18 protein-coding genes are annotated in these 18,809 nt (G+C 74.2%); 10 read left to right on the top strand and 8 right to left on the bottom strand.

The window, feature by feature from the left end:
* Positions 1-9 precede the first annotated feature (9 nt).
* On the top strand, positions 10-1,023 hold the full coding sequence (locus GA0070610_RS24190) for a potassium channel family protein (protein WP_089002177.1): 1,014 nt from the start codon (positions 10-12) through the stop codon (positions 1,021-1,023).
* Positions 1,024-1,930: 907 nt separating this feature from the next.
* Here GA0070610_RS24190 and GA0070610_RS24185 read toward each other — a convergent pair.
* The 3 genes from GA0070610_RS24185 to GA0070610_RS24175 form a co-directional block, all read right to left on the bottom strand.
* Complete coding sequence (locus tag GA0070610_RS24185; RefSeq protein ID WP_089002176.1) at positions 1,931-2,965, bottom strand: 2-oxoacid:ferredoxin oxidoreductase subunit beta; 1,035 nt, start codon at positions 2,963-2,965, stop codon at positions 1,931-1,933.
* Positions 2,958-4,805: a 2-oxoacid:acceptor oxidoreductase subunit alpha gene (locus tag GA0070610_RS24180; RefSeq protein ID WP_089002175.1), complete on the bottom strand. Its 1,848-nt coding sequence runs from the start codon at positions 4,803-4,805 to the stop codon at positions 2,958-2,960. Before GA0070610_RS24180 ends, GA0070610_RS24185 begins: the two co-directional genes overlap by 8 nt.
* 313 nt (positions 4,806-5,118) lie before the next feature.
* Positions 5,119-6,528, bottom strand: coding sequence for a hypothetical protein (locus GA0070610_RS24175; protein ID WP_089002174.1), 1,410 nt, complete (start codon positions 6,526-6,528; stop codon positions 5,119-5,121).
* A gap of 131 nt (positions 6,529-6,659) precedes the next feature.
* On the opposite strand from GA0070610_RS24175, the gene ndhC reads away from it, so the two are divergent.
* Positions 6,660-7,037: an NADH-quinone oxidoreductase subunit A gene (ndhC, locus tag GA0070610_RS24170; protein ID WP_089002173.1), complete on the top strand. Its 378-nt coding sequence runs from the start codon at positions 6,660-6,662 to the stop codon at positions 7,035-7,037.
* Positions 7,038-7,087: 50 nt separating this feature from the next.
* Here ndhC and folP read toward each other — a convergent pair whose 3' ends face one another.
* Positions 7,088-7,957: a dihydropteroate synthase gene (gene folP / locus GA0070610_RS24165; protein ID WP_089002172.1), complete on the bottom strand. Its 870-nt coding sequence runs from the start codon at positions 7,955-7,957 to the stop codon at positions 7,088-7,090.
* Positions 7,958-8,427: 470 nt separating this feature from the next.
* Here folP and GA0070610_RS24160 point away from each other — a divergent pair, with 470 nt between their 5' ends.
* The 4 genes from GA0070610_RS24160 to GA0070610_RS24145 all read left to right on the top strand — a co-directional run bounded on the left by GA0070610_RS24160 (position 8,428) and on the right by GA0070610_RS24145 (position 10,977).
* Entirely contained in the window at positions 8,428-9,072 is a 645-nt protein-coding gene (locus GA0070610_RS24160) for a DivIVA domain-containing protein (RefSeq protein ID WP_089002171.1), read from the top strand.
* On the top strand, positions 9,069-9,566 hold the full coding sequence (locus GA0070610_RS24155) for an SRPBCC family protein (RefSeq protein ID WP_089002170.1): 498 nt from the start codon (positions 9,069-9,071) through the stop codon (positions 9,564-9,566). The genes GA0070610_RS24160 and GA0070610_RS24155 overlap by 4 nt, the downstream gene beginning before the upstream one ends.
* A gap of 192 nt (positions 9,567-9,758) precedes the next feature.
* Positions 9,759-10,340 carry a DNA-3-methyladenine glycosylase I gene (locus GA0070610_RS24150; protein ID WP_089002169.1) on the top strand — a complete coding sequence of 194 codons (582 nt, stop codon included), beginning with the start codon at positions 9,759-9,761 and terminating at the stop codon, positions 10,338-10,340.
* A gap of 13 nt (positions 10,341-10,353) precedes the next feature.
* Positions 10,354-10,977 (top strand): hypothetical protein, encoded by a 624-nt coding sequence (locus GA0070610_RS24145; protein WP_089003703.1) that lies wholly within the window; start codon positions 10,354-10,356, stop codon positions 10,975-10,977.
* A gap of 138 nt (positions 10,978-11,115) precedes the next feature.
* Here GA0070610_RS24145 and GA0070610_RS24140 read toward each other — a convergent pair whose 3' ends face one another.
* Positions 11,116-11,907 (bottom strand): enoyl-CoA hydratase/isomerase family protein, encoded by a 792-nt coding sequence (locus GA0070610_RS24140; RefSeq protein ID WP_089002168.1) that lies wholly within the window; start codon positions 11,905-11,907, stop codon positions 11,116-11,118.
* 2 nt (positions 11,908-11,909) lie between these two features.
* Complete coding sequence (locus GA0070610_RS24135; protein WP_089002167.1) at positions 11,910-12,728, bottom strand: PaaX family transcriptional regulator; 819 nt, start codon at positions 12,726-12,728, stop codon at positions 11,910-11,912.
* Positions 12,729-12,918: 190 nt separating this feature from the next.
* Here GA0070610_RS24135 and GA0070610_RS24130 point away from each other — a divergent pair, with 190 nt between their 5' ends.
* Both GA0070610_RS24130 and GA0070610_RS24125 read left to right on the top strand, forming a co-directional pair.
* The gene (locus tag GA0070610_RS24130; RefSeq protein WP_007455245.1) at positions 12,919-13,086 is read left to right on the top strand and encodes a DUF3117 domain-containing protein; all 168 of its coding nucleotides are present in this window, start codon (positions 12,919-12,921) and stop codon (positions 13,084-13,086) included.
* Between the two features lie 129 nt (positions 13,087-13,215).
* Positions 13,216-14,682, top strand: a complete 1,467-nt coding sequence (locus tag GA0070610_RS24125; RefSeq protein ID WP_089002166.1) for a leucyl aminopeptidase family protein — start codon at positions 13,216-13,218, stop codon at positions 14,680-14,682.
* Positions 14,683-14,728: 46 nt separating this feature from the next.
* Here GA0070610_RS24125 and GA0070610_RS24120 read toward each other — a convergent pair whose 3' ends face one another.
* Positions 14,729-15,316: an O-methyltransferase gene (locus GA0070610_RS24120; RefSeq protein ID WP_089003702.1), complete on the bottom strand. Its 588-nt coding sequence runs from the start codon at positions 15,314-15,316 to the stop codon at positions 14,729-14,731.
* A gap of 300 nt (positions 15,317-15,616) precedes the next feature.
* Here GA0070610_RS24120 and GA0070610_RS24115 point away from each other — a divergent pair, with 300 nt between their 5' ends.
* Together GA0070610_RS24115 and GA0070610_RS24110 are read left to right on the top strand one after the other, a co-directional pair.
* A complete protein-coding gene (locus GA0070610_RS24115) occupies positions 15,617-16,939 on the top strand; it encodes a trypsin-like peptidase domain-containing protein (protein WP_089002165.1) in 1,323 nt (440 codons plus the stop codon).
* 73 nt (positions 16,940-17,012) lie between these two features.
* Complete coding sequence (locus GA0070610_RS24110) at positions 17,013-17,432, top strand: Sec-independent protein translocase family protein (protein WP_089002164.1); 420 nt, start codon at positions 17,013-17,015, stop codon at positions 17,430-17,432.
* A gap of 105 nt (positions 17,433-17,537) precedes the next feature.
* On the opposite strand, the gene GA0070610_RS24105 is transcribed toward GA0070610_RS24110, so the two are convergent.
* A complete protein-coding gene (locus tag GA0070610_RS24105; RefSeq protein ID WP_089002163.1) occupies positions 17,538-18,686 on the bottom strand; it encodes an Mrp/NBP35 family ATP-binding protein in 1,149 nt (382 codons plus the stop codon).
* Positions 18,687-18,809 lie beyond the last annotated feature (123 nt).

Here is an 18,809-nt window from a genome sequence, read left to right as displayed (position 1 = left end):
GGCCCTCACGTGATCCACTTTCCCGCGCAGCGACGGGGCCCCCTGAGCGCGCTGAGTCTCCGGCTCGCCGCCGCCATCGGTCTGGTCTTCGCCACCGTCGCCGTGGTCTACCTCGACCGCGCCGGCTACCGCGACGTCAACGGTGACGGGATGACCCTCCTCGACTGCTTCTACTACACGGTGGTCACCCTCTCGACCACGGGCTACGGGGACATCGCCCCGGTCAGCCAGAGCGCCCGGCTGATCAACGTCGTCTACATCACGCCGGCCCGGGTGATCTTCCTGATCATCCTGGTCGGCACCACCCTGGAAGTGCTGACCGAGCAGTACCGCACCGGGCGTCGCCTGTCGCGGTGGAGGAGAGCCGTGAAGGACCACGTCATCATCTGCGGCTACGGCACGAAGGGCCGCAGCGCGGTCTCCGCCCTGCTGGAGAACGGGCTCGACAAGTCCCGGATCGTGGTGGTGGAGCGCAGCGGTCCCGCGCTGCGGCAGGCCACCTCGGCCGGCCTGGTGGCGATCGAGGGCTCGGCGACCCGCTCGTCGGTGCTCAACGAGGCGCACGTCCGCAACGCCAAGGCGGTGATCATCGCGACGGACAGCGACGACGCCTCGGTCCTGGTGGCCCTGACCGTACGGCAGCTCACCGCCGGGCAGGTACGGATCATCGCCGCCGCCCGCGAGGCGGAGAACGCCCCGCTGCTCAAGCAGAGCGGTGCCCACCACGTGATCGTCTCCTCGGCCACCGCCGGCCGGCTGCTGGGCCTGTCCACCTCGGCGCCGCCGCTGATCGACGTGGTGGAGGACCTGCTCACCCCCGGCCAGGGTATGGCGCTGGCGATGCGTTCCGCCGAGCGCTCCGAGGTGGGCCGCTCCCCCCGCGAGCTGGACTCGCTGGTCATCGCGCTGGTCCGGCGGGGCAAGGTGGTCACCCTGGCGGACAAGGCCGGCGCGGTCATCGAGACCGGCGACATGCTGGTGCACGTACGCGACGACCGCCCCCAGGCGACGGCGGCCCCCTGACCGGCAGCCCTCTGACCGGCGCCCCTCTGATCGGCAGCCCCCTGACCGGCAGCCCGCCCTGACCACCACGGTTCTGGCGGGGCCGTCCTGGCTGCCGTCCGACCGGGCCGGTGCCGTTGCGACGCCTCGCTGGCGCAGGTGCCGGCTGCGGGTCCCTCGCGCGTCGGGCCCGGCGCCCGCCCGGTGCGGCACAGCACAACGGGCGCACAGCGACATGCGCAGCATGCGCGCCGGGCCAGCACCGTCACGCTCAGTGCTCGGTCTGTAGCCGACGCCCATCGCCCTCCGGACGCTTTGCTCTGCATCCTTCTACGCACCAGTGACCCTGAGTGCCTGTTGCCTATGAGGATGCAGAGCAAAGGGCGCGCGGGGGTTGGTCGGTGCCGAGGGCAGCCTTCGCTGAAGGTGCTGGTCACGGACTTTCTGCGTCGAAGATGGCGGATGCCCGCCCTCGCCGCGCAGAGGGAATCGTCACTCACCGTAGTAGGTGGCGGAGCGGCGGGTCCCGTTGCTTACCGTGACCAGGCCGAGGACGCCGCAGGAGCGCGCCGGGGGGCGTCGGTGGTTGCACCGGTTGCGTGTTCCAAAGTGGGTGAAGGGCCGACAGTGAGCTGTTCGCCGGACACAAGGCGTCGACGGGCGGGCCGGTGGGAGGTGCGGCAGCCGGGGGCGTGCCGGGATGGCCGACGTTCCCGCCGGATGGGCGACCGGCGGCGATGAGCATCCCGGCTCTCCTGGCCGGAGCGGGTGATCGACCGGCTCAGGTCCCGAGGCGACCCGGTGGAGAGGGCCACACGTGAGCGAGGAGGGCCCGCAACCCGGGAACGGGTTGCGGGCCCTCCTGTCGTTCCGGCAACTCGGCGGTGCGCCTCCCCGGCTCTCGATCAGAGGCGGTAGGCCGCGTCGGTCAGAGGATGGTCCAGGTGTCCCCGCTGGCGAGGAGGCCGGCGAGCTGCTGCTCGGGCGTCTCGGTGACCTTCGCCTTCGCCTCGGCGAGCTGCTCCTGCACCACGCTGTCGTACGACGGACGGTCCACCGAGCGGAACACGCCGATCGGGGTGTTCCGCAGGTCCAGGCCGGGCAGTCGGGACAGCGCGAAGGCGTACGCCGGGTCGGTGACCGTCGCGTCGTGCACGACGATCTCGCCCGGGCTGACCGACGCGGTCTCCCGGACCTCCAGGCCGAACCCGCCGGGCGGGTGCACGACGCAGAACTGCCCGTCCTTGCCGAACGTGATGGGCTGCCCGTGCTCCAGCCGGATCAGGAAGTCGTCGCGGGTGGCCGGCTCCTTGAGCTGGTCGAACGCACCGTCGTTGAAGATGTTGCAGTTCTGGTAGATCTCCACGAACGCCGAGCCCTGGTGCTCCGCGGCGGCCCGCAGCACCGACTGGAGGTGCTTGCGGTCGGAGTCGATGGTGCGCCCCACGAAGGTGGCCTCGGCCCCGAGGGCGAGCGACAGCGGGTTGAACGGCGCGTCGGCCGAGCCGGCCGGCGTCGACTTCGTGACCTTGCCGACCTCGGAGGTCGGGGAGTACTGCCCCTTGGTCAGGCCGTAGATCCGGTTGTTGAACAGCAGGATCTTCAGGTTGACGTTGCGGCGCAGCGCGTGGATCAGGTGGTTGCCGCCGATGGAGAGCGCGTCACCGTCACCGGTGACGACCCAGACCGACAGGTCGGGCCGGCTGGCCGACAGGCCGGTGGCGATCGCCGGGGCGCGGCCGTGGATCGAGTGCATCCCGTAGGTGTTCATGTAGTACGGGAAGCGCGACGAGCAGCCGATGCCGGAGACGAAGACGATCCGCTCGCGCGGGATGTTCAGCTCCGGCATGAACTGCTGGATCGCGGCGAGGATCGCGTAGTCGCCGCAGCCGGGGCACCAGCGCACCTCCTGGTCGGACTTGAAGTCCTTGGCGGTGAGCTTGAGGGCGACGGGCTCAGACATTCTTCAGGACCTCTTCCAGCATCGTCTCCAGCTCGGCGGCGGTGAACGGCAGGCCGCGGACCTGGTTGTAGCCGATCGCGTCGACCAGGTACTTGGCCCGGATCACGTGGGCGAGCTGGCCGAGGTTCATCTCGGGGATGACCACGCGGTCGTAGGAGCGCAGCACCTCGCCGAGGTTGGCCGGCATCGGGGCGAGGTGCCGCAGGTGCGCCTGCGCGATGGCGTGGCCCCGCTGGCGCAGGCCCCGGCACGCCGCGCCGATCGGCCCGTACGTGGAGCCCCAGCCGAGCACCAGCACCCGGGCGTCGCCGTCCGGGTCCTCGACCTCGACGTCCGGCACCGGGATCGTCTCGATCCGGGCCGCCCGGGTACGCACCATGAAGTCGTGGTTCGCCGGGTCGTACGAGATGTCGCCGGTCTTGTCGGCCTTCTCCAGCCCACCGATGCGGTGCTCGAGCCCGGCGGTGCCCGGCACGGCCCACGGCCGGGCCAGGGTCTGCGGGTCGCGCAGGTAGGGCAGGAACGTGGTGCCGTCGTCGCCGTTGGGCTTCGTGGCGAACTCGACCCGCAGGTCGGGCAGCGACTCGACGTCGGGCAGCAGCCACGGCTCGGAGCCGTTGGCGACGTAGTTGTCGGACAGCAGGATGACCGGCGTGCGGTAGGTCAGCGCGATCCGGGCCGCCTCGAGGGCCGCGTGGAAGCAGTCCGACGGCGACTTCGGCGCGATCACCGCGACCGGGGCCTCGCCGTGGCGGCCGTAGAGCGCCATGTTGAGGTCGGCCTGCTCGGTCTTGGTGGGCATGCCCGTCGAGGGGCCGGCCCGCTGCACGTCGACGATGACAAGCGGCAGCTCCAACGCGACCGCGAGGGAGATCGTCTCGCTCTTGAGCGCCACGCCCGGGCCGCTGGTGGTGGTGACGCCCAGCGAACCGCCGTACGACGCGCCCAGCGCCGCGCCGACGGCGGCGATCTCGTCCTCGGCCTGCATGGTGAGCACGCCGAAGCGCTTGTGCTTGCTCAGCTCGTGCAGGATGTCCGACGCCGGGGTGATCGGGTAGGCGCCCAGGAAGACCGGCAGCCCCGAGCGGACGCCGGCGGCCACCAGGCCGAGCGACAGGGCCGCGTTGCCGGTGATGTTGCGGTAGGTGCCCGGCCGCATCTTCGCCGGCTTGACCTCGTAGCGGACCGCGAAGTCCTCGGTGGTCTCGCCGAAGTTCCAGCCGGCGCGGAACGCCGCGACGTTCGCCGCGACCAGTTCGGGGCGGGCGGCGAACTTGCGCTCCAGGAAGCGCAGCGTCGACTCGTAGGGCCGGTTGTACATCCAGGAGAGCAGGCCGAGGGCGAACATGTTCTTGGCCCGTTCGGCGTCCTTCTTCGACACCGCCTGCTCGGCGAGCGCGCCGACCGTCATCGAGGTCAGCGCCACCGGGTGCACCACGTAGCCGGCGAGGGAGTCGTCCTCGAGCGGGCTCGACTGGTAGCCGACCTTGGCCAGGTTGCGCTTGGTGAACTCGTCGGTGTTGACGATGATGTCCGCGCCCCGCGGCAGGTCGGCCAGGTTCGCCTTGAGCGCCGCCGGGTTCATCGCCACCAGCACGTTGGGCGAGTCGCCGGGGGTCAGGATGTCGTAGTCGGCGAAGTGCACCTGGAAGCTCGACACGCCCGGCAGGGTGCCGGCGGGGGCCCGGATCTCGGCCGGGAAGTTCGGCAACGTGGAGATGTCGTTGCCCAGCTGCGCGGTCTCCGAGGTGAACCGGTCGCCGGTGAGCTGCATGCCGTCGCCGGAGTCACCGGCGAAGCGGATGACCACCCGGTCCAGTTGACGGATCTGCTTGGTCACGCCTGCACCTCGCTTCGCTGGGCGCGGTCGCGCGGGCGGCTGAACATGATGGTGACCTCGCCTTGCCCGGCCACGTGACCTCCTTGACGCACCGCTGCACCAGACCCGCGGAGGCGGGCCCGGTCCGCTGTAGTTACCTCACCTGAGAGCCTACGTCGAATCGCCGCCCCAACCTTCTCGGAGGCCGCCCTGTGGGATGCGATCCAGCGAGATTCCACCCCGATTTGAGGTGTTTCCATCCGCCCGCCGTAATCCAGATCACCGGTGGCGCGGCGGTGGGGACGCCGAGCCGGCGTCGTCGGGGCCGTCCGGGTCACTCCGTCGGCGCCGTGGACGGTCCGGCCGCCGGGGCGGCCATCCGCCGCCGCAGCGACGTGGTCGCCAACGCGAGGGCGAACACCACCAGCAGCGTGGAGATCACGATCAGCAGGATCGCCGTACGCCGCACCGAGCCGCCTCCGCCGCCGTCGCTGACGGCCGGGACGTCGGCGGCCAGCACGCCCTGCGACCCGGTCGGCGCGGGCGGCGAGGCCACCGGGGTCGCCAGCGCGGCGGCGGCGGTGATCCGGAAGCTCATCTGCACCTTCTTCGCCCGGCCGCTGCGCGGGTCGAGCTGTCCGAGCACCGCGCCGGCCAGCGGGGCCTGCCGCTGTGCCTCGGCGGTCGCCGAGACCGGCAGCCGCAGTTGCGCGGTCCGGCCGGCGGCGAGGGCGCCCAGCTCGCAGCGCGTACGGGTGGGGTCGACCGTGGTGCAGCCGGCCGGGGGAGCCGGCACGGTCACCCCGGCCGGCAGGACCACCTCGACGCGGCCCTCGGCGTCCACCCGGCCGGTGTTGCCCAGGCGTACGTCGAGCCCGCTCGACCCGCCGCTGATGTCGAAGGAGACCGCCCCGGCGTCCAGCCTGATCCCCGGCACCGGCGGGCCGGGCGGGAAGAGCACCGCGAAGCCCTCGTCGTCGCCCACGGTGCCGGCCACGCCGGGCGTGGTCGCGATGACCCGTACGGAGCCGCTGAGCGGCATCCGCTTCCACGCGTCGCCGTCGACCCGTACGCGGAGCAGGGTGCTGAACCGGGCGCCGGGCGCGCTCGCCCACTCGCCGCAGCGGTGCTCTCCGCCGGCGACCGGGGCGCAGCCCCCCGTACCGGCGTCGGTCAGTCCCGCCGGGAGCGTGTAGGCGAGCCGGATCCGGGCGGGGGTGGCGCCCGTGTTCGTGATGGTCACCCGCAGCGTGGTCACCGTGCTCGGCGCGTTCCAGTAGCCGGCGGCAAGGGTGACGTCGTCGGTCGTGACGCTGACTCCCGCCGCGGGCGCCGGCTGGGTGGGGGCGGGCGCGGAGGGCCGCACCGGCGGCACGGACGGCGCCGGGGGCGGCGCGCCGGTGGTGGGCGCCGCGGTGGTCGGCAGGGGCTGTTCCGGGGCCGCCGTGGTCGGGGCGGGCTCGGTCGTGGCGGGCGGGGGCGGGCTCTCGGGCGGCGGCGCCGTGGTGGAGGGCGCCTCGGTGGGGACCGGTCCGGGTTCGGTCGGATCCGCCGTGGGCGGGTCCCCGCCCGGCTCCTCGGCCGGCTCGGGCGCGGGCGAGGCGGCCCGGGCGACGGCGGGCGCGGCGGTCGCCCAGCCGGGCGTCGCCGTGACGGTCAGCCCGACCGCGAGGCCGATCACCAGCAGGGGTACGGCGCGTCGGTCACGCGCCCGCCGGCCGGGCCGTACGTCCACGCGCGCCATCTGTCCTCCGGTGACGATGAGTGAGATCCCAATATTCGACAATTGTTGCCAAGCGGCACTAGTCCCCGCGGGAAACAAATCCGTAACGGGTTCGTCCCGGGCGGCGCCGAGGACCGGTAGGCTCGGCGACCGTGACCGGTTACCTGGGCTCGTACGCGACGCTCGGGCTGCTCCTGCTCGCCAGCGTCCTCTTCTTCGTTACGGCGTTCTCAGCCAACCGGGTGTTACGTCCCGCCCGACCGGCGGATCCCTTCGGCAAGCGCGCCACCTACGAGTGCGGCCTCGACCCCGTCGGCGCCGACTGGGCGCAGATGCAGATCCGCTACTACGTGTACGCGTACCTGTACGTGCTGTTCGCCGTCGAGTCGGTGTTCCTCTTCCCCTGGGCGGTCGTCTTCGACCGGCCGGGCTTCGGCATGGTCACCGTCGTGGAGATGGCGGTCTTCGTCGCGGTGCTGGCGCTCGGCATCCTCTACGCCTGGCGTAAGAACATCCTGCGCTGGTCCTGACCGTCCCCGGGCGGTCGAGGGTCGGCCTGCCACCCCCCGTGCGGCGACGGTCAGGCGAGGCCCCGCCGGGTCAGCGTCGGCGGGCGGTCGCCCCGGATCGAGGCGACCATGTCGAGCACCCGGCGGGTGGGGCGCACCTGGTGCGCGCGGAACACCCGGGCGCCCAGCCAGGCCGAGACCGCGGTGGCCGCCAGCGTCCCCTCCAGCCGCTCGGCCACGGGCAGGTCCAGCGTCTCGCCGATGAAGTCCTTGTTGGACAGGGCCACCAGCAGCGGCCAGCCGGTGCCGGAGAGCTCGCCGAGCCGGCGGGTGATCTCCAGGGAGTGGCGGGTGTTCTTGCCGAAGTCGTGCGCCGGGTCGATCAGGATCCCGTCGGCGCGTACGCCCAGCGCGACCGCCCGTTCGGCGAGCCCGGTCACGGTCGTGAGCACGTCGGTGACCACGTCGGGGAAGGCCGCGCGGTGCGGGCGGGTGCGGGGCGCCAGCCCGCCGGCGTGCGAGCAGACCAGCCCGGCGCCGGTGCGCGCCGCCACCTCGGCCAGGGCCGGGTCCGCGCCGGACCAGGTGTCGTTGAGCAGGTCGGCGCCCGCCGCCACCGCCTCCACCGCCACCTCGGCCCTCCAGGTGTCGATCGAGATCACCACGTCGGGGAAGGCGGCCCGGACGGCGGCGATGGTCTCCACCGTGCGGCGGATCTCCTCGGTCACGTCGACCTCGGCGCCCGGACCGGCCTTGACCCCGCCGATGTCGATGATCTCGGCGCCCTCCCCGACCGCCCGCTCCACGGCGCGCAGCGCGCTGTCCTGGGCGAAGGTCGCGCCACGGTCGAAGAACGAGTCCGGCGTGCGGTTGACGATCGCCATCACCACCAGCTCGTCGGGGCCGAACGTGCGCCCACCGAGCCGAAGCGCCCCGGCCATGCCGCCTCCTGAAGGTCCACCGCCGCCGACCCGTGCCCGCCGCCGGCCGGTCACGACGCTAGCCGGTCGGCCCGGGCCGGGCCCCGCCGGTCAGGCGGCCCGACGACCGCGACGGCACCTCCGGCCGCGGCCGGCGCGGGGCCCACGGTTGGTTTCGCAGGCCGTGCCCCGGCTGCGCCGGGCCTCGACGCGCGGCTTCGCAGACCGTGCCCTGGCTGCGCCGGGCCTCGACGGGCGGCGGTGTAGTCCCCTCGTCTGATACCACGCAGGTATTTTTATGCCACCCAGGTATCAGCGTTTCGGCGGGAACGGTCCCCCACCGACTCCCCTGAGCAGGACGATCGGCTTCGCGGCCCCGGGGCGGCGCGGCGCGCCCGCAGCGGGCGCCGGGGACGGCTCCTGTGCCGCGGATCCGGGCCGCTGCGGGTGGTGGGGTCGCTCCGGGCGGTTCGACGTGCCACGATCTGTGCATGGGTCAGGTTCTGCTCCTGCTGGTCGTGGCGTTGACCGTCGCGGCGGTCGTGTTCGGGGTGACGGTGCTGGTCTCCGGCCGGGATCCCGGCCTGGCACCCGCCGAGCCGGACGGGCGGGCCGTGCCGTTGCCGGCGGCCCGGCCGCTGCGCGAGTCCGACGTGGGCGAGGTCCGGTTCGACACCGCGCTGCGCGGCTACCGCATGGCCCAGGTCGACCACGCGATGCGCCGGGCGGCCTACGACATCGGCTACAAGTCCGAGCTGATCGGCGTGCTGGAGGCGGAGGTCGCCGCGCTGCGCGAGGGCCGGACGGCGGACGCCGACGCCCTGCGCAAGGCGCGGGAGCAGGCAGCCGCCGAGCCGTCGGCGGCGGCCCGGGGGACGGTGCCGGTCGGGGCCGACCGGCCGGACGCGGCGGGGGACACCGACGTGGTCGTCGAGCCGATTCCCGCGTTCGTGGGCCCGACCGCCGAGGCGGGCGACGACACCGCCGGCCGGCCCGAGGCGGGCGACGACACCGTGGACCGGTCCGAGGCAGCCGACCGTGCCCCGGCCCGGACCGGGGCGGGCGACGACGGCCCGACGCGGACGGCGGGCGACGCGACCGGTCCCGGCCCGGTGGTCGGGTCGGAGTCGAAGTGACCGGGCCGGAACCCGGCGACGACCTGCGCGACGTGACGCAGCCCGGCGCGGGCGAGGTCACCGCCACGGTGATCGTCGACGCGCCGGCGGACCGGGTCTTCGCGGCGCTGACGGCCTGGGAACGGCAGTCGGACTGGATCCCGTTCACCACCGTCCGGGTGGTCGAGGGCGACGGCGGCGAGGGCAGCCTGGTCGAGGCGGTCACGGCGTTCGGTCCCGCCGTGCTGCGCGACGAGATGCGCGTGGTGCGGGTGGACGCGCCCTACGAGGTGGGTGTGGTGCACTGCGGGAAGCTGCTGCGCGGCCCCGGCGTGCTGCGTTGCACGCCGCTGGAGCGCGACCGCACCCAGGTCGTCTGGCACGAGTGGTTCCACCTGCCGGGCGGCCCGGCGGGCCGGGTGGCCTGGCCGGTGCTCTGGCCCGGGTCGAAGTTCAGCCTGACCCAGGCGTTGAAGAGGTTCGGCCGGCTGGTGGAGCAGGGCCGGCTGCCCTGACTGTGGGCGGGCCGGTTCGCGTGCCTCGTCGAGCGGCTTCCCCTGATCGACTCGACGTTGCCGACGTCGGGGTGTCGGCCCGCCCGGGACCCCCCGATGTCGCCGACCCCGGGCGGTACGGGCCCGTCGACCGAGGCGCGACGCGGCACCGTGGGGCGCGGGCCCGTCGGTACGGTGTCCTAGCGTGGACGCGTGACTGACCTGGTGATCGGCACCGACGGGCTGCCGCGATGCGGCTGGGGGCACAGCACCCCCGACTACGCCGCCTACCACGACACCGAGTGGGGCCGCCCCCTGCGTGGCGACGACGCGCTCTATGAGCGGCTCACGCTGGAGGCGTTCCAGTCGGGGCTGTCCTGGCTGACCATCCTCCGCAAACGTCCCGCCTTCCGGCTGGCCTTCGACGAGTTCCGCATCGAGGCCGTGGCCGGCTACGGCGACGCCGACGTCGCCCGGCTGCTCGCCGACGCCGGCATCGTCCGCAACCGGGCGAAGATCGAGGCGGCGATCGCCAACGCCCGGGCGGCGCTGGAGCTTCCGGAAGGGCTCTCCGCGCTGCTCTGGTCCTTCGCCCCGCCGCCCCGGCCGGCCCGACCCGCGTCGTTCGCGGAGGTGCCGGCGCTGACGGCCGAGTCCACGGCGATGGCCAAGGCGCTCAAGAAGCGGGGCTTCCGCTTCGTCGGCCCGACCACGGCCTACGCGCTCATGCAGGCCACCGGGATGGTCGACGACCACCTTGCGGGCTGCCACGTCGTGGCGGCGCAAGCGGCGTGATGGGATGGAGGCCATGACGACCGACACCGCGCACCGGGTGGACGGGGCCGGCCCCGCCGACGGCACGGGCGCCTGGGCGGTGCTGCTGCCCACCGGGCGCTACGAGGCCGAGCGGCTCGTCCACCACGACATGCTCGAGTTGACCGGCCTGACCGACGACTCCGGGCCCCGCCCCGGCGACCGGGTGGCCGTGCTGGTCGACGCGCCGCCCCGGCTGGTGGCGCTGGGCCGGGTCGCCGCGGCGGCCGGCCAGGAGCGGGAGGACCCGGACGATCCGCAGTCCGAGCGGGTCGAGGCGCCGCTGGTGGTCGCGTACACCCGGCGGGCCTTCGACGAGCCGGTGCCGGCCGACGCGCTGGCGCTCGACGGGCCGGTGACCGCGCTGGACCCGTCGGCCTTCCAGGAGCTGGCCGACCGGTTGGGCCCGCCACCACGACGACGCACCTGGCTGGTCAGCCTCGACCTGCCGATCGAGGCCGCGTCGCCCGCCGAGGCGGTCCGCCTGTTCTGGGCGTACGTGCAGGAGCTGGGCCCCCGCGAGCTGCCCGCGTTCGTCTCGCCCTCGGGCGACGAGTTGGCCATGCAGGCGTTCGTGCTCGGCGCGGAGGCCAACCAGGACCCGGAGGAGGACGACTGATCCGCTCCGGCGGCGTCCGCGCGCCGACGCCCTGGTGGCTGCCGTCGGTGATCGCCGTACGCGCCGGCTCACGAGCCCTTCCAGGCGCGACCGGCCGCCTGCGGGGGGTTGCGGGGGGCCGGCCGGTCCGGGAGGGCGTCAGCGGCCCTCGTAGACCGGCTTCTGCTTGTTGACGAAGGCCTGGGTGGCGGCGCGGTGGTCGGCGGTGCCCCCGCAGATCGACTGCGCCTGCGCCTCGGCGGCCAGGGCGTCGGCCAGCGTGCCCGCGTCGGCGATGGAGAGCTGCCGCTTGATCGCCCCGTACGCGACGGTCGGGCCGGCGGCCAGCCGGGCGGCCAGCTCCTGCGCGGTCGGCAGCACCTGCTCGTCGTCCTCCACCAGGCGGTTGAGCAGCCCGAGCTGGCAGGCGTCCGCCGCGTGCACGGGCTCGGCCAGCATCAGCAGCTCGATGGCCTTGGCGTGGCCGACCAACCGGGGCAGCGTCCAGGAGGCGCCGGTGTCGGCGGCGAGCCCGACCTTGGCGAACGCCATCAGGAAGCTGGTCGACGGCCCGCCGATGCGGATGTCGGCGAGGAACGTCAGCGAGGCGCCCGCCCCGGCGGCCATCCCCCGCACGGCGGCGACCACCGGCTTGGGCAGGTTGGCCAGCCGGGCGGCGATCGGGTTGTAGTGCGCGCGCACGGTGTCCAGCGGGTTGCCGTCGGTGGACTCCAGGGCCTGCACGTGCTCGCGCAGGTCCTGCCCGGCGCTGAACGACCGGCCCGCGCCCGCGAGCACCACCGCGCGGCAGGACCGGTCGGTCTCCAGCTCGGCCAGGGTGTCCCGCAGCGCCTCCTTGAGCGCCACGTCCAGCGCGTTCATCGCCGTCGGGCGGTTCAGCGTCAGGGTGACGACGGCGTCGGTGCGGTCGACGAGCAGCGGCTCGGTCACTTCTAACGACCCTTCTGTCGGGCGATGCGGTTGCCGGAGTCGAGGCACTGCTCGACGTACCGGTCGGCGGCCGGCCGCAGCCGGGCCGCGTGCCGGTCGAAGAAACTGGCCGCGGCGGTGCCGGGCCAGCGCTCGGGGAGCAGCGCCGGGGGCAGCTGCGGGTCCCGGAACAGGAAGGTACGCCACGCGTGCACGAGCCGGAACCGAGCGGCGTACGCCTCCTCGTCGAGGCTGCGCACCGTGACCCCGGCCAGCAACGGCCGCTGCTCGGCGACGAACTGCTCGTACGCCTGGCCGATCTCCGCGAGGTCCCAGGCCCGGCGCACGACGCCCATTGCGCCGGGGGTGCCGGCGGTGTGCGCGGCGGTGAACCGCTCGTAGCGCACGCCCGCCTCGTCGAGCAGCACGTCCACGTCCTCGCCCGGCCGGGTCGCCACCCACGTGCACTCGTCCAGGGCGCCGTAGCCGAGGAACGTCAGGTTGGCGGCGAGCCGTTGCCGGTCCCGGCGCGACAGGGGGGCCTCCAGCACCAGCAGGTCGAACCGTCCGTCCCAGGTGATCCGGCCGGTCCGGTAGATCCGCGCCGCCGCCTCGTCCAACCGGCGGGCGGCTTTCGGTGTGATCGAATATCCCGGCCCGGAGGTCAGCCGGCACGGGTCGAGCCACCCCTGGCGGACCATCCTGGAGACCGCCGTGCGCACGGCGGGCGGGGCGATCCCGAGCGGCGCCAGCAGCCTGACCAGGGCGGCGACGGGTGCCCGGCCGCCCCTCGCCCGGAGGTGGTCGCCGTACAGGTCGAAGAGTGCCGACCGTGCCTGCATGACCGCACATTGTGACAGGCCTTCTCGGGATAAGCTAGATGCTGTTACATCAATGCTGCTTCGGTTTGGGTCCGGCGGTGTTCATCAGGGAAAATCGTTGGTCGACACCCCCGCATAGGTTGCGGGTGGTCAAGACGAAGTGGCTGTGGGGCAACCCACCGACCCTGGTGTAGGTCTGAGGGGAGACAACATGGCGGCGATGAAGCCGCGGACGGGCGACGGTCCGCTGGAAGTCACCAAGGAGGGCCGGGGCATCGTCATGCGCGTCCCGCTGGAGGGTGGTGGCCGGCTCGTCGTCGAGATGACTCCCGACGAGGCCAACGCACTCGGCGACGCACTGAAGGCAGCCGCCGGCTGACCGAGGAACGGTCCGCGCGCCCGCGCGGGCCATTCGTCAACCCCTGAGCCACCGGCCCCGCCGGTGGCTCAGGGTCTTCATCTCCCGCGGAGCCGCGCTCCGCGAGCTTCCCTGGAGGTACGGCTCCGCGTGCTCGCCATCCGTCTGCTCGCCGAGCCCGACCGGCTCGACACGCTCGTTCTGCCCGTCCGGCCCGGCCCGGCCGACGGCGACCCGGCCCGTCCGGCCCCGACCGCGTCGGCGCTGCCCGACGGCGTGACCGAGGAGGCCGCCGCCCTGGCGCCGGCGGCCCGGCTGACCGGGCGCCCCGGCGAGGTCCAGTCGCAGCTGCGACCCGGGCGGGATCCGGGCCGGCTGCTGCTGCTCGGCGTCGGCGAGGGCGACGAGGCGGGCTGGCGGGCGGCTGGGGCGGCCCTGGCCCGCGCCGGGAAGGATGAGATACACGTCACGTTGGCGATGCCGGCCGACGCCACGCCGGCGGCCGTACGCGGACTCGTCGAGGGGCTGCTGCTGGCCTCGTACCGGTTCCGGCTGACCGACGCCGGCGCCGCCCCCGCCCTGGCGGAGGTCGACGTGCTGGTGGCCGACCCGGGCGCGCACACCGCGACCGTCGAGGCGGCCCGGACGACGGCCCGGATGACCCGCTTCGCCCGCGATCTCACCAACACCCCCTCGTCGGTCAAGAACCCGCAGTGGTTCGCCGAGCAGGTCGCTGCCCTCGCCGCCGACGTGCCCGACCTGCACCTGCGCGTACGCGGCCCGGACGAGCTGGCGGCCGAGGGCTTCGGCGGGATCCTCGCCGTCGGGGGCGGCTCCGCGAGCGGCCCACGCCTGCTGGAGCTGGACTGGCGGCCGGCCGACGCGCGTACCCACGTGGTGCTGGTCGGCAAGGGGATCACGTTCGACACCGGCGGCATCTCGATCAAGCCGGTGGCGGCGATGAAGCTGATGCGCAAGGACATGGCCGGGGCGGCGGCGGTGGTCGCGGCGACCCTCGGCGCGGCGTCCCTGCGCCTGCCGGTCCGGGTCACCACGCTCGCGCCGCTGGCGGAGAACATGCTCAGCGGGTCGGCGTTCCGCCCCGGCGACATCATCCGCCACTACGGCGGCACCACCAGCGAGACCACCAACTCCGACGCCGAGGGCCGGCTCGTGCTGGCCGACGCCCTCGCGTACGCCGTCGCCGAGCTGCGGCCCGACCTGCTGGTCGACCTCGCCACGCTCACCGGGGCGAACGCGGTGGCGCTGGGCAAGCGCACCGGCGCCCTCTACAGCGACAACGACGCCCTCGCGGCGGACGTGCTGGCCGCGATCGCCGCCGCCGGCGAGGCCGCCTGGCGGATGCCGCTGCCCGCCGACTACGCCGAGCACCTCGGCAGCGAGCTGGCCGACCTGCACAGCTCGCCGGACCGGGGCGCCGGGTCGGTGATGGCGGCGCTCTACCTGCGGGAGTTCACCGGCGAGCTGTGCGACCGGTGGCTGCACGTGGACATGTCCGCGCCGTCCTGGGCCGACGGCGACGACGCGGAGCTGACCCGGGGCGCGACCGGCTGGGGCGTACGCTCGCTGCTGCGCTGGCTGGGCTCGCTGGCTTGACCGCCGGGCGGCGCCCGCCCCCGGCGGGCCCCCGGTCAGCGGCGGGTCAGCACTTGACGGCGGCGAGCAGCCCGTGGCCGACCGGCAGCAGCGCCGGGATCCAGTGCTCGGACTCCCGGATCGCCTTGATGGCCTCGCGGACGGTCACCGTCTCCACGTCGCGGGCGGCCGGGTCACCGATCCGGCCGCCGGCCAGTGTGCCGTTGAGCGCGACCACGCCGCCCGGGCGCAGCAGCCGCAGCGCGGCGTCGACGCAGGCGGCGAATCCGGTCGCCTCGGCGTCCACGAAGACCAGGTCGTACGCGCCGTCGGCGAGCCGGGGGAGCACGTCCAGCGCCCGGCCGGTGATGATCCGGGTGCGGCCTGCGGCGAAGCCCGCCTCGGTGAAGATCCGCCGGGCGATCCGCTGGTGCTCGACCTCGACGTCGATGGTGGTGAGTACGCCGTCGGCGCGCATCCCGCGCAGCAGCCAGACGCCGCTGACGCCCGTGCCGGTGCCGATCTCCACCACCGCCCGGGCGCTGCCGGCGGCGGCGAGCAGCCGCAGCGCCGCGCCGGCGCCGGGGGTCACCGCCTCGAGGCCGACCTCGTGGGCCAGGCTGCGGGCGGTGCGCAGGACGAGATCCTCGGTCACGTACGACTCGGCGAAGTGCAGGGTCTGGGCCGTCGAAGTGCCGGAACCGGCGACCGTGGCGATGGGACACCTCCGGGCGGCAAGCGTGGTGCGGGGGCGGGTGGGCACTGTGAGCCTAGAGGCGACGTCGAACGGGCGCAGCCGCGCGTCCGCCACCCGACGATCACGGTCGGCAACCGGTGACTCCATCCGCCGCATCCGTGTAATCCTGGAAGCGGTGTTCCGGCGAGCGCGACCGGGCGACGCTGTCGCCGGGTCCGTCGAGCGCGGGACCCGGGGACGGACTGGGAGGGCACCGACGTGACCGACGGCTGGGACTGGCGCCAGCCCGGGGGAACTCCGGCACCGGCGCGACCGCCGCTGCCCGGACACCCGCCGGTGGGCCGGCCGCCGACGCCTCAGGGCGGCGGGGCCGGCACGACTTCGCCCTGGTGGTCCGACGCGCTGGCCGACCCGTGGCGCGACCCGACGGCGCCGACCGCCGTGGTGCTGCCGGCCGCGCCGAGCCCCGGCACCGAGCCGGAGCGGGTCCTCGACCCGGACGCCCCGGGCCGGCCGACGCTGCGGCAGCTGCTGCTCATCCCGTTGATCACCGCGCTGCTCGCGGGCAGCCTGGGCGGCGCGCTCGGGTACGCCTTCGCGGTGCGCGGGGGCGCCGTGGCCAACACGGTGCTCGGCGCGGACCCGCAGGCGCCCGGCCTGGCCCAGCGCAGGCCCGAGTCGCTGGCCGGGGTCGCCGAGCGGGTGCTGCCCAGCGTGGTGACCGTCCGGGTGGCGAGCCTCGGCGGCACGAGCGAGGGCTCGGGCTTCATCGCCAGCGCCGACGGGCACGTCATTACCAACGACCACGTGGTGGCGGGGGCGACCGGCAAGGCGTCGGTGGTCTTCAACGACGGCAGTTCCGCCCCGGCGACCGTCGTCGGGCAGGACCCGGAGTCCGACATCGCGGTGATCAAGGTCTCCCGGACGGGCCTGCGGCCGGTCGAGTTCGGCGACTCCGACGCGCTGGCCGTGGGTGACCCGGTGCTGGCCATGGGCTCGCCGCTCTCGCTGGCCAACACGGTCACGGCCGGCATCGTCAGCGCCCTGGACCGCACGATGCGGGCCGGCGAGCCGGGCGGTCCCACGCGCTACTACGCGGCGATCCAGACCGACGCGGCCGTCAACCACGGCAACTCGGGCGGCCCGCTGGTCGACGGCGCGGGTCGGGTGATCGGGGTCAACTCGACCATCAAGTCGCTGGTCTCCGACGGGCAGGAGGCGGGCAACATCGGCCTCGCCTTCGCCATCCCGATCAACCAGGCCAAGCGGATCACGCAGGACATCATCGGCACCGGCAAGGCCCGGCGCACGGTGATCGGCGCCCAGGTCGGCGGGGCCGGCGCGGGCACCGGAGGAACCGGCGTACGCCTGGCGGCGGTGGAGCCGTCGGGCCCGGCGGCCGGCGCGGGGCTGAAGGCCGGTGACGTGATCCTCAAGCTCGCCGGGCGGCCGATGACCGAGCCGACCGACCTCATCGCGCTGGTCCGCAAGTTCGCGCCCGGCGCGGTGGTGACCGTGGAGTACCGCCGGGGCGCCAACCGGCAGAACGCCTCCGTGACGCTGGCCGCAGACGCGAAGTAGGGTCCCACCACCTCTCCCCGGGCGGCGCCCGACGTGCGTAGTCTTGCTGCTGACGCCGAAGGAGGCCCGCGCAGTGTTCGAGAACCTGAACTGGTGGGAGATCGGTGCGCTGCTGCTCCTGGCGCTGCTGATCTTCGGTGACCGGCTGCCCGCAGTGATCAGCGACGGGCTGCGCATGGTGCGCAACCTGCGCGCCATGGCCAGCAACGCCACCACCGACCTCAGTCGCGAGCTGGGCACCGACATCCAGCTGGAGGACCTGCACCCGAAGGCGTTCATCCGCAAGCACCTGCTCAGCGAGGAGGACGAGCAGGCGATCCGGAAGCCGTTGCAGGGCGTCTACGACAACCTGCGGGCGGACGTGACCGGCGTGCACAACGAGCTGAAGGACGTGGCCTCCGCCGCCGACCTGCGCGCGGGCGGCCGCCCGGCCACCGCCACCGGTGCCGCCCCGGCCCCCGCCCCCCGGGTCAGCTACGACGACGCGACCTGACCCCGCCCGCCGTACCGCGCCGGAGACGGCGACGGGGGCGGCGCTCCCCGGGGGAACGCCGCCCCGCGCGGGTGGCGACGGTGCCGGCCCACGGCCGGCCCACGGTCAGCGGCCGGCCGGCTTGAGGCCCAGCGGCTTGCCGAGCAGCGACTCCCGCCGTACGGCGAGCCGGTCGGCGACCTGGCCCAGCGCCTTCGCGGCCGGCGACTCCGGCTCGGCCAGCACGATCGGGGTGCCCACGTCGCCGGCCTCGCGGACCCGGGTGTCGAGCGGCACCTGCCCGAGCAGCGGCACCTGCGCGCCGATGGTCTTCGTCAGCGACTCGGCGACCGCCTGACCGCCGCCCGCGCCGAAGACCTCCATCCGGGAGCCGTCCGGCAGCTCCAGCCAGGACATGTTCTCGATGACGCCGACCACGCGCTGGTGGGTCTGCAACGCGATCGCGCCGGCCCGCTCCGCCACCTCGGCGGCGGCGGCCTGCGGGGTGGTGACGATCAGGATCTCGGAGTTGGGCAGCAGCTGGGCCAGGGAGATGGCCACGTCGCCGGTGCCCGGGGGCAGGTCGAGCAGGAGCACGTCCAGCTCGCCCCAGTAGACGTCGGCGAGGAACTGCTGCAACGCCCGGTGCAGCATCGGGCCGCGCCACACCACGGCGGCGTTGCCGGCGGTGAACATGCCGATCGAGATGACCTTCACGCCGTGCGACTGCGGCGGCATGATCATGTCCTCGACGCGGGTGGGGCGCCCGTCGGCGCCGAGCATCCGGGGCACCGAGTGGCCGTAGATGTCCGCGTCGACCACGCCGACGGAGAGCCCGCGGGCGGCCAGCGCGGCGGCCAGGTTGACCGTGACGCTGGACTTGCCGACGCCGCCCTTGCCGCTGGCCACCGCGTACACGCGGGTGCGGGAGCCCGGCTGGGCGAACGGGATGACCGGTTCCTGGGAGGCACCGCCGCCGCGCAGCTTCGCCTGGAGCTCCTGGCGCTGCTCGGGGCTCATCACGCCGAACTCGATCGTCACGCCGGTCACGCCGGGCACCGCGCCGACGGCGGCCGTGATGTCGGAGCGCAGCTTGTCCTTCAGCGGGCAGCCGGCGACGGTGAGCAGCAGCTCGACCCGTACGACGCCGTCGTCGCCGACCTCGGCGGAGCGGACCATGCCGAGTTCGGTGATGGGCCGGCGGATCTCCGGGTCGTTGACGGTGGCCAGCGCGGCCTGGATCGCGTCGGAGACGGTGCTGACGGGAGCTGACATGCCCGCAATGCTACGTCGGCGGCTCTGCCCCACCGCCGCCAGCGGGGGCCGGTGTGAGCGAATCGATGGCGACGGCTGGGCCGGGCGCCGTACCGGGCGAAACGGGACGATCGAGTGGGCCTC

This window comes from Micromonospora echinofusca (genome assembly GCF_900091445.1).
Taxonomy (GTDB): domain Bacteria; phylum Actinomycetota; class Actinomycetes; order Mycobacteriales; family Micromonosporaceae; genus Micromonospora; species Micromonospora echinofusca.
This window is presented reverse-complemented; position numbering and strand designations above follow the sequence as displayed.